Annotated in this window: 9 protein-coding genes and 8 tRNA genes; 16 read left to right on the top strand and 1 reads right to left on the bottom strand. The window is 41.1% G+C overall.

Annotation, left to right across the window (positions count from 1 at the left end):
- Positions 1–33: 33 nt before the first annotated feature.
- From V7164_RS12400 to rocF, 9 genes are all read left to right on the top strand, one after another.
- Positions 34–108, top strand: a tRNA-Asn gene (locus V7164_RS12400).
- A gap of 36 nt (positions 109–144) precedes the next feature.
- A tRNA-Thr gene (locus V7164_RS12405) sits at positions 145–217 on the top strand.
- A gap of 19 nt (positions 218–236) precedes the next feature.
- Positions 237–311, top strand: a tRNA-Glu gene (locus tag V7164_RS12410).
- Positions 312–314: 3 nt separating this feature from the next.
- Positions 315–390 (top strand) — tRNA-Val (locus tag V7164_RS12415).
- 182 nt (positions 391–572) lie between these two features.
- Positions 573–645 (top strand) — tRNA-Thr (locus V7164_RS12420).
- 11 nt (positions 646–656) lie between these two features.
- A tRNA-Tyr gene (locus tag V7164_RS12425) sits at positions 657–741 on the top strand.
- Between the two features lie 79 nt (positions 742–820).
- Positions 821–895: transfer RNA gene (locus tag V7164_RS12430), tRNA-Gln, on the top strand.
- Between the two features lie 10 nt (positions 896–905).
- Positions 906–978: transfer RNA gene (locus tag V7164_RS12435), tRNA-Lys, on the top strand.
- A gap of 465 nt (positions 979–1443) precedes the next feature.
- Positions 1444–2340 (top strand): arginase, encoded by an 897-nt coding sequence (rocF, locus tag V7164_RS12440; RefSeq protein WP_335347331.1) that lies wholly within the window; start codon positions 1444–1446, stop codon positions 2338–2340.
- Between the two features lie 35 nt (positions 2341–2375).
- On the opposite strand, the gene V7164_RS12445 is transcribed toward rocF, so the two are convergent.
- Positions 2376–2615: an aspartyl-phosphate phosphatase Spo0E family protein gene (locus tag V7164_RS12445; RefSeq protein ID WP_335347332.1), complete on the bottom strand. Its 240-nt coding sequence runs from the start codon at positions 2613–2615 to the stop codon at positions 2376–2378.
- A gap of 174 nt (positions 2616–2789) precedes the next feature.
- Between V7164_RS12445 and sigW the strand changes: the two genes are divergently transcribed.
- From sigW to glmS, 7 genes are all read left to right on the top strand, one after another.
- Positions 2790–3353, top strand: a complete 564-nt coding sequence (sigW, locus tag V7164_RS12450) for an RNA polymerase sigma factor SigW (RefSeq protein ID WP_335347333.1) — start codon at positions 2790–2792, stop codon at positions 3351–3353.
- Positions 3354–3540: 187 nt separating this feature from the next.
- Positions 3541–4176, top strand: a complete 636-nt coding sequence (locus tag V7164_RS12455) for an anti-sigma factor (RefSeq protein WP_335347334.1) — start codon at positions 3541–3543, stop codon at positions 4174–4176.
- 164 nt (positions 4177–4340) lie between these two features.
- A complete protein-coding gene (cdaA, locus tag V7164_RS12460) occupies positions 4341–5168 on the top strand; it encodes a diadenylate cyclase CdaA (RefSeq protein ID WP_335347335.1) in 828 nt (275 codons plus the stop codon).
- Positions 5161–6432 (top strand): CdaR family protein, encoded by a 1272-nt coding sequence (locus tag V7164_RS12465; RefSeq protein ID WP_335347336.1) that lies wholly within the window; start codon positions 5161–5163, stop codon positions 6430–6432. The genes cdaA and V7164_RS12465 overlap by 8 nt, the downstream gene beginning before the upstream one ends.
- Before the next feature lie 32 nt (positions 6433–6464).
- Positions 6465–7817: a phosphoglucosamine mutase gene (glmM, locus tag V7164_RS12470; protein WP_335347337.1), complete on the top strand. Its 1353-nt coding sequence runs from the start codon at positions 6465–6467 to the stop codon at positions 7815–7817.
- Positions 7818–7922: 105 nt separating this feature from the next.
- Positions 7923–8108 carry a hypothetical protein gene (locus V7164_RS12475; protein WP_335354242.1) on the top strand — a complete coding sequence of 62 codons (186 nt, stop codon included), beginning with the start codon at positions 7923–7925 and terminating at the stop codon, positions 8106–8108.
- Positions 8109–8297: 189 nt separating this feature from the next.
- Positions 8298–10100 (top strand): glutamine--fructose-6-phosphate transaminase (isomerizing), encoded by a 1803-nt coding sequence (glmS, locus tag V7164_RS12480; protein WP_335347338.1) that lies wholly within the window; start codon positions 8298–8300, stop codon positions 10098–10100.
- Positions 10101–10223: the final 123 nt, after the last annotated feature.

A 10223-nucleotide genomic window follows, 5' to 3' on the forward strand; every position in this document is an offset into this window, starting at 1 on the left:
GAGTAGGACGTCGCTAGGCCTTTTTTATAATATTCCGCAGTAGCTCAGTGGTAGAGCATTCGGCTGTTAACCGAACGGTCGTAGGTTCGAATCCTACCTGCGGAGCCATTTTTTTGATGATATATTTGAGCAGGTAGTTGTGATGCTTCCATAGCTCAGCAGGTAGAGCACTTCCATGGTAAGGAAGAGGTCAGCGGTTCGAGCCCGCTTGGAAGCTTACCTTAATATTAATATATGGCCCATTGGTCAAGCGGTTAAGACACCGCCCTTTCACGGCGGTAACACGGGTTCGAATCCCGTATGGGTCACCATTTGGAGGATTAGCTCAGCTGGGAGAGCATCTGCCTTACAAGCAGAGGGTCGGCGGTTCGATCCCGTCATCCTCCACCATAACATTTATACAATTGTAATTAATATGTCGGCCTAGCTCAATTGGTAGAGGATTTTAAAAGCTTGCAGCAACGAAGCTTTTCTCCCTCGAATGGCAAACCTTTAAAATCTGCGACAAAGACCGTAGGGCTTTGGAGCACAGTTATCAGCAAAAACTAAATTAGAAATGATTATTTTATTTTGCCGGCCTAGCTCAATTGGTAGAGCAACTGACTTGTAATCAGTAGGTTGGGGGTTCGAGTCCTCTGGCCGGCATCTTATAATTTGGTGGGGTAGCGAAGTGGCTAAACGCGGCGGACTGTAAATCCGCTCCCTTTGGGTTCGGCGGTTCGAATCCGTCCCCCACCACCATTTATTTTTAATAAAAACATTAAAAATGGACATGTTATAATTAGTCCTTTTTATTTTGTAAATTATGTAGTTTAATCAATGGGCTATAGCCAAGCGGTAAGGCATCGCACTTTGACTGCGACATGCGTTGGTTCGAATCCAGCTAGCCCAGCCATTTTTCAAATGAGCCATTAGCTCAGTCGGTAGAGCATCTGACTTTTAATCAGAGGGTCGAAGGTTCGAGTCCTTCATGGCTCACTTCGTTTTCTAAAGAAGACCTTTAGGGATATTATTCCTAAGGGTCTTCTTTGGTTTTAACCTTCTTTAGGTTCTCGTTTACCTAATATAATAGAACGAACGATAAGAAGCGGGATAGTGCCCGACTCGGCAGAAAAAGAGAGGAAACGGTCGACATTAAGGGTTTCTGATGCCCGTCCAGTCAGAAAAAAGGAGCGACCGGTCATCAAAAATTGGTTTAGGTGCCCGTCCTGTCAGAAAAAGAGAGCGACCGGTCACCAATAAGGGTTACTGGTGCCCGTCCCGTCAGAAAAAGAGCACGACCGGTCACCAATAATAGATTCTATCCCGTCCAATCAGCCGAACACCCATTTAATTTCTAATATTCCGTATATTTATACAGATTTTTGTCGAGTTGAGTCATTTCCTTCAATGGGGTTAAAATAAAGGTAGAAAATGATTTATTGGCTTAGGGAGGGCTTTTTTATGAATAAGTTGGCGATTATTGGGATGCCTATGGATTTGGGTCAAGCTAGACGTGGAGTTGATATGGGGCCTAGTGCTATTCGATATGCAGGAGTAAATGAGCGGTTAAAAGCATTGTTTGATGAAGTTCATGACAAGGGAGATATTGCTATAGGGAGACCAGAAGTAGAGGTTGATCCGGTTTCCAACCTGCGCAATTTGAAATTAATTGCTGAGAAAACAGAATTGCTCGCTAAAGAGGTGGATCAAGCCATTGAGGATCAAGCGTTTCCACTTGTACTTGGGGGTGATCACAGCATTGCGATTGGCACACTGGCTGGGGTTGCTAAGCACTATAAAAATTTAGGCGTCATTTGGTATGATGCCCATGGGGATTTAAATACGGCAGAGACTTCTCCTTCAGGAAATATTCACGGGATGCCGCTTGCTGTTAGTTTAGGCATGGGTCATCCATTGCTTACCAATGTGGGTGGCTTTGCTCCGAAAGTAAAGCCAGAGAATATTGTCATTATTGGAGCTCGTTCTTTAGATGAGGGCGAAAGGGAATTAATAAAAGAGCTGGGAATTAAAGTGTATACGATGCATGAAATCGACCGCTTGGGTATGACGAAGGTTATGGAAGAAACGATTAACTATTTAAAAGAGAAAACGGATGGGGTCCATCTGTCTCTTGATCTAGATGGGTTAGATCCTCATGATGCACCTGGAGTAGGAACTCCGGTTATTGGCGGAATCAGCTACCGGGAAAGCCACTTAGCCATGGAAATGCTAGCGGAAGCACGGTTGATTACCTCAGCTGAATTTGTTGAGGTAAATCCGATTTTAGATGAAAAGAATAAAACAGCATCTGTTGCTGTTGCTTTAATGGGTTCATTATTTGGCGAAAAGCTTCTATAAAAAATACCAGGCAGTGGCTCAACAAAAAGCCCTGCCTAATTTTTTTTATTCTGGGTGTAGTATAAATTGAGCAGCCTGTCCAGTTTTGTACTCATGTCTACTACTTGTTGACTACACAGAGAAGAGGAGGATGCTAAATAAATCATTTCTCTTCTGCAATCTTCTATATCCTTTAATAGTTTACAATCACACATGAGACCACCCCTTTTTTGCTTTTGGATATACCTATTTATAACTGCCTGAATTTCGAAATAGAAAAGCTTTAGGACGTACATCTTTGGCAATCCTCAAATTTTACTTACTATAATCCCCGTAAAATAAAATTATTAAACACCAGCAGTAAATATTTGTTAATATAGATATGGTTAGTATTTTTAAAAAAAAGTGAAACCTTTTCCGCTATCGATCGTAATATCGATTAGCCGCATTAGAGCGGAGGTAAAAGAAAAATGGAGACAATCGTAAAGAAAAGGATTAAGCAGGTACTAAAAGGGGATCAAGACTCCTATGCAGAAATAGTAGAAATCTATAAAGAAAAAGTATATATGATTTGCTATAGAATGCTGGGAAATAGACATGAAGCAGAAGACATTGCACAGGAGGCTTTTTTAAGAGCTTACGTGAACATTCATAGTTTCAATATAAATCTGAAATTCTCTTCATGGCTTTATCGAATTGCTACGAATCTTTGCATCGATCGAATGAGGAAGAAGAAACCTGATTATTATTTAGATGCAGAGGTAGCAGGGACTGACGGGTTAACGATGTATTCGCAAATTGCTGCAGATACGAGTCTGCCCGAGGAGGATCTTGAAAGTCTGGAGCTGCAAGAGACAATTCAAAGAGAAATTTCCAAGCTCCCAGAAAAATACCGTACAGTGATTGTTCTCAAATATATTGAAGAACTTTCCTTAAATGAAATAAGCAAGATATTAGATTTGCCATTAGGTACGGTTAAAACAAGAATTCATCGGGGAAGAGAAGCATTAAGAACCCAATTACGACACGTATAACTTTATTCAGCAATAAATTCCCACCTTCATAGGTGCGAGTTAAATGTAAATGGGGTTCAAACATTGGCTGAATAAAGTAAAGCCTCCGGCGAGCCTTTCGATTTTTTAAGGAATTTATCGAGCGAGCTCAGGTAAATCTGGGCGCAAATAAGCCAAGGCGAATTTGATTATGAAGAGGGTGAGAACTTTGAAGTGTCCAGCAGAAGTGATTCTTTATATGCATGAATATTTAGATGAAGAGATCTCAGCCGAACATGAAGCAGAGTTAAGAGCGCACTTGCAAAGCTGCAAAGAATGCCAGGCGCATTTCCATGAATTACGAAAGACTATTGCACTTGTCAGAAGCACTTCACATATACAAGCGCCATCCGATTTTACCGCAAAAGTGATGGCCAAATTGCCAAAGGAGAAGCGGAAGGTCGGTTTCCAGCGCTGGATTAGACAGCATCCGCTAGTGACGGCTGCATCTCTATTCCTCGTACTCATGATGGGAAGCATCATTTCCTCGTGGGAACAAGATCATCAATTCTCTGTGTCGAGACAGCCCAATCTCGTAGTACAAAATGACACAGTCATTGTTCCTGAAGGAGAGGTAGTCAAGGGTGACGTCATCGTTAAAAATGGCAAATTAAAAATAGAAGGACAAGTTGAAGGAAATGTGACCGTTATTAACGGAGAGAAATATTTGGCATCGGCTGGAAAAGTCACAGGGGAAATAAAAGAGGTGAATGCTGTTTTTGACTGGATGTGGTATCATATCAAAAAAACAGCTAAAGAGGTAGTTAGCATATTTGAAGGCAGTGAGCCTGAGACGGTTCAATAACAAACAATCATTCTACAACGGAATCTTGCTTTTAGGCAGGATTCCGTTATTTTATATGGAAAGTTAACAGTATCCAGACGGGTGGTATTGCATGCTTTATGGTATAATATGAAAGCTATGTTAATGAATAATGATGCTTTTAATATATATTTGGAGGAAGGATAATGTCGTTTTCAGATTTCTCTATACTGAAATTATTAGCAAATACTGTTGACATTCTCCTCGTTTGGTATGTCATCTATAAACTGATTGTCATTGTCAAAGGGACGAAAGCCGTTCAATTGGTAAAAGGAATATTTGTTATTCTTCTTGTAAAGGTAATCAGTGATAATTTCCACCTCCAGACACTTGGGTGGATGATGCAGCAGGTACTTACTTGGGGATTTGTAGTGATTGCAATCATTTTCCAGCCTGAGTTAAGAAGAGCCCTTGAACAACTTGGGCGGGGACGATTTTTTTCTAGAACAGGCAATCAGGAGTCAGAAGATCAGGAAAAATTGGTTGAATCGATTGTGAAGGCTGTCGATTATATGGCTAAGCGCCGGATTGGGGCCTTAATTTCCATTGAACGGGAAACCGGAATGGGCGATTATATCGAAACAGGCACACCGCTAGAATCAAAAATTTCGTCAGAATTACTGATCAATATTTTTATCCCTAATACACCATTGCATGATGGGGCTGTTATTTTACAAAAAAATCAGGTGGCTGCTGCTGCTTGCTATCTTCCTTTGTCAGAAAGTCCATTTATCTCGAAGGAGCTTGGAACCAGGCACAGGGCTGCACTAGGGATTAGTGAAGTAACGGATAGTGTAACGGTAGTTGTTTCAGAAGAGACGGGCAGTATTTCGCTAACAAAAAATGGCGAACTTCACCGTGACTTACAATCTGATGACTTTAAGGAAATGTTAACAACGGAATTGATTACACAAAACCGAGTTAAACAAGCTTCTTCCGCTCGTTGGAATTGGAGGGCGAAGAAAAATGGATAAATTAATTGACAAGCTGATTGGCACACGCTGGTTTATGAAGATTACCGCATTAATTCTTGCCATGCTTCTCTTTACTTCTGTTTATGATCCACAAAAGGACGTTTCCAACATTAATGTGCCTAGCGGGGAGGATTATGAAATTCTATCGGATATACCAGTTAAAAGCTATTATGATACTGACAATCTTGTAGTAACAGGCGTCCCGGAAACGGTGAAAGTGACCATACAAGGTCCAAAGAATCTATTGCAACCCGCAAAAGCGCAACGTAATTTCGAAGTATATGTGGACTTAACAAATGCTGCCATTGGCACAAAACGCGTTCCGTTGGAAATTCGAAATTTATCAGACAAGCTGAAAGCGACAATTGATCCTGCCTATGTAAATGTCAGCATTCAGGAGAAAGTAACAAAGGATTTTAAAGTAGATGTAGAATTTGATAAGACCTTGTTAGAGGCGGGCTATATTTCCGAGCCTCCTGAGGCAGAGCCGAAAAGTATAAAAATAACGGGAGCTAAGGATGTCATTGACAAAATTAGCTATGTAAAAGCGACAGTGAATATAAGGGGGACTATAAAAGAGACTGTTCGAAGAGAAGCACAGATTCAAGTGCTAGATCGGAATATGAATAAGCTTGATGTTTTATTAGAACATGAAATGGTTGATGTCATCATCCCAGTGAAAAGCTTGAGTAAAACAGTTCCCATTAAGGTGATAGAAAAAGGCAGTCCGCCGGCGAACATCAAGATTGATTCCATTACACCTGATATAAAAGAGGCTAAGATTTTTGCTGCACAGGATGTGTTAGATAGGACGGACAGCGTAAGGGTCGAAGTAGATGTTAGCCAAATCAATGAAGATACGGAAATATCACTGCCTGTCATCATTTCTGAAGGAATTATTGAGGTGAATCCAAAAACGATCAGAGTAGCGATCCAAACAAGTGAAATTCCACAAGAGGGAGATCAAACTGTAGAAACGGATGAGAATAAAACTTTCTCTAATCTTCCAATCAGTTTTTCGGGCCTCCCTAACCAATATGAGGCAGAAGTGTTATCGCCAAATAACGGTGCCAGCCTAACTGTTACAGGAAAAAGCGAAATGATTAAGCAATTAAAAGCTAGTGATTTTCTTGTTTTTCTTGATTTATCTAATATAGAAGCGGGAGACCATGACGTCAAAATTAATGTAAATGGTCCTTCAAATGTTCAATGGAATCTGGCAACGGATGTAGCAAAAGTTACGATTACACAAAAAGAGATTTAATATAAATAATGTTTAAAGGAGAGTATGCATTAATGGGAAAATATTTTGGTACGGATGGGGTACGTGGAGTCGCAAATAGCGAGTTGACACCTGAGTTAGCTTTTAAATTAGGGCGTTTTGGAGGATATGTTCTGACTAGAGATAAAAGCCGTCCAAAAGTATTAATTGGCCGCGATACTCGTATTTCTGGACACATGCTTGAAGGGGCACTCGTTGCTGGTCTATTATCTATCGGAGCAGAGGTCATGCGTCTTGGCGTCATTTCAACGCCTGGTGTTGCTTATTTAACAAAAGCACTTGGGGCAGAAGCGGGCGTCATGATTTCTGCTTCACATAATCCTGTGGCAGACAACGGAATTAAGTTTTTTGGCCCTGATGGGTTTAAGCTATCTGATGAACAGGAAAATGAAATCGAAAGCTTTATGGATCAAGAGGAAGATCAGCTGCCAAGACCGGTCGGAGCCGAGCTTGGACAGGTGAATGATTATTTCGAGGGCGGACAGAAATACTTGCAATTTTTGAAGCAAACTGTGGATGAGGATTTCTCCGGCATCCATATTGCTTTGGATTGTGCTCACGGAGCGACATCTTCCCTTGCATCACACTTATTTGCCGATTTAGATGCAGATCTATCCATGATTGGAGCTTCTCCTAATGGATTAAATATTAATGAAGGTGTAGGATCAACACATCCTGAGACGCTTGCTGCATTTGTAAAGGAAAAGGGAGCAGATGTCGGTTTAGCATTTGATGGGGATGGAGATCGCCTTATTGCGATAGATGAAAATGGCGACATTGTAGATGGCGATCAAATTATGTATATATGCGGGAAATACCTGAAAGAACAAGGCAGACTGCGCCATAGTACAGTGGTTTCGACTGTTATGAGCAACCTTGGTTTTTATAAAGCGCTGGAGGCGAACGGCATTCAAAGCATTCCAACAGCTGTTGGTGACCGCTATGTAGTAGAAGAAATGAAGAAGAATGGCTATAATCTTGGAGGCGAGCAATCCGGCCATATCATTTTCCTTGATTATATTACGACAGGCGATGGGCTCCTAACAGGTCTTCAGCTTGTAAACATCATGAAAATGACGAAAAAGCCATTATCAGAGCTTGCAAAGGAAATGCAAAAGTTCCCGCAAAAGCTTGTGAATATTCGTGTGACAGATAAGCACCATGTGACAGATAATGAAAAAGTAAGTGCGATTATTTCAGAGGTTGAAAAAGAAATGAGTGGAAATGGCCGCATTTTGGTGAGACCATCTGGAACAGAGCCGCTTGTTCGTGTGATGGCCGAGGCGCCAACAGAAGAGCTATGCAACTCCTATGTGGAGAGAATTGCTGCTGTGGTCGTAGAAGAAATGGGATTGAATGAAGAGTAAACAGGCTATGCATAAGGGAACCGAACCGTTCTCTTATGCATATTTTTATTGTATAGGGAGTTTTTTTCCTCTATTTTTCAATTGACGAAAGAGTTTTTTGTGTGTATGATATTACTGTTTTTTAAAATAAATGGAAAGGTGGGCCGTTTTATTGTAAAAAAAATTAATATTGAAGCGCCTGGACTAATTCAGAACGGAAGTGGATTAGTTGACGAGGAGGAGGTTTATCGAAATGTTCGGCGGATGCCTCCCGGTTCAAAGCAAACCGTTATTCCATCTATAAAACATTAGGGTAACTTAATGCACAAAGAGATGGGAATGCTAATTATTAAAAATGACGTTTGATGAAAACAGCCACTGTAAAAAACAACATTACTAGTCGCTTGTCAAAAGAAAACGTCAGAAGATCAATTACAGAGATGAGGGGCAAGACTGTCCCAAAAGGCTTCTTGCCCCTTCCGATTTAGGAGGAAAAGAAGTATGTGTGGTATCGTAGGATATATTGGAAATTTTGATTCGAAAGAAATTTTGCTTAAAGGCTTAGAAAAGCTTGAATATAGAGGATATGATTCAGCAGGAATTGCTGTAATGAACGAGAACACTGTACATGTTTTTAAAGAAAAGGGCCGTATTGCTGATTTAAGAAACATGGTTGATTTTGATGTTTATGCCGAGCTAGGAATAGGTCATACTCGCTGGGCTACACATGGAGTGCCAAGTGTAGCCAATGCTCACCCGCACCAAAGCGCATCAGGGCGCTTTACTCTGGTTCATAATGGTGTCATTGAAAACTATGAAATCCTAAAGCGCGAATATTTGCAAGGCGTTCCTTTTAACAGTGATACAGATACGGAGGTCATCGTTCAGCTGATTGAATTGCTCGCGAATGAAGGACTAACAACTGAAGAAGCGTTTCGCAAAACGCTTAAGCAATTAAATGGGTCGTATGCACTTGCCCTTTTAGACGAAAAGGATAATGAAACCATCTACGTTGCGAAAAATAAAAGCCCGCTGCTAGTCGGATTAGGTGACACATTTAATGTGGTCGCATCAGACGCAATGGCGATGCTTCAAGTAACGGATCAATATGTAGAGTTAATGGACAAAGAAGTCGTCATAGTGAGAAAAGATGACGTGACGATCATGAACCTTGATGGTGAAAAAATCACCCGTGATCCTTATACAGCAGAATTAGATGCAAGCGACATTGAAAAAGGCACATATCCGCACTATATGTTAAAGGAAATTGACGAACAGCCTTTAGTGATGCGGAAAATTATTCAAAGCTACCAGGACGAAAAGGGAGCTTTAACAATTGATGGCGAAATTCTACAAGCAATGAATGAGGCAGATCGTATTTACATCATTGCAGCGGGAACGTCCTACCATGCTGGACTCGTTGGGAAACAATTCATTGAAAAAATGGCGAAAATTCCGGTAGAAGTGCATATTTCCAGTGAGTTTGGCTACAACATGCCGTTGCTTCCTGAAAAACCTCTATTCATCTTTATTTCACAGAGCGGGGAAACTGCCGACAGCCGTGCTGTACTTGTGAAAATTAAAGAAATGGGCTATAAAGCGATTACGATTACAAATGTGGCTGGCTCAACACTTTCCCGTGAAGCGGATTACACGTTACTGCTTCATGCTGGCCCTGAAATTGCTGTTGCTTCGACAAAAGCGTACACAGCACAACTTGCGGTATTAGCGATTTTAGCTGAGGTTACAGCAAAGAGCCGTGGAATAGAAATGGATCTTGATCTTTCTCGAGAGCTTGGCATCATTGCGAATGCGATGGAAGTGCTCTGTGATGAAAAAGAAGAATTCGAAGCAATTGCCCGTGAATTTTTATCCGTTACTCGCAATGCATTTTTCATTGGCCGTGGACTAGACTTCTATGTCGGTCTTGAAGGAGCACTAAAGCTGAAGGAGATCTCTTATATTCAGGCAGAAGGGTTTGCAGGAGGCGAATTAAAGCACGGCACGATCGCTTTAATCGAAGACGGCACACCAATTATCGCCTTAGCTACTCAAGAAAGTGTTAATTTAAACATCCGCAGCAACGTCCAAGAAGTCGCTGCCCGAGGAGCCAACGCGTGCATCATCTCTATGAAAGGTCTGGAAGCGGAAGAAGATACTTTTGTCATTCCAGCTGTGCACGAACTATTAACACCTCTTATCTCTGTTGTACCATTGCAACTAATTTCTTACTACGCTGCTTTACACCGGGACTGTGATGTTGACAAGCCGAGGAATTTGGCGAAGAGTGTGACGGTGGAGTAAGTGGAAAGTTTGGGAATTGATACTTGTGTCTAACGACAACTCAGTCGTGACCTAGAAACCAGTATTTTTAAACAAGGTTTTTGATATTAAAAAAAGTAAGTTATTTTCTAATTAAAACAAGGA

The organism is Bacillus sp. JJ1474 (genome assembly GCF_036965225.1).
Lineage (GTDB): Bacteria > Bacillota > Bacilli > Bacillales > Cytobacillaceae > Cytobacillus.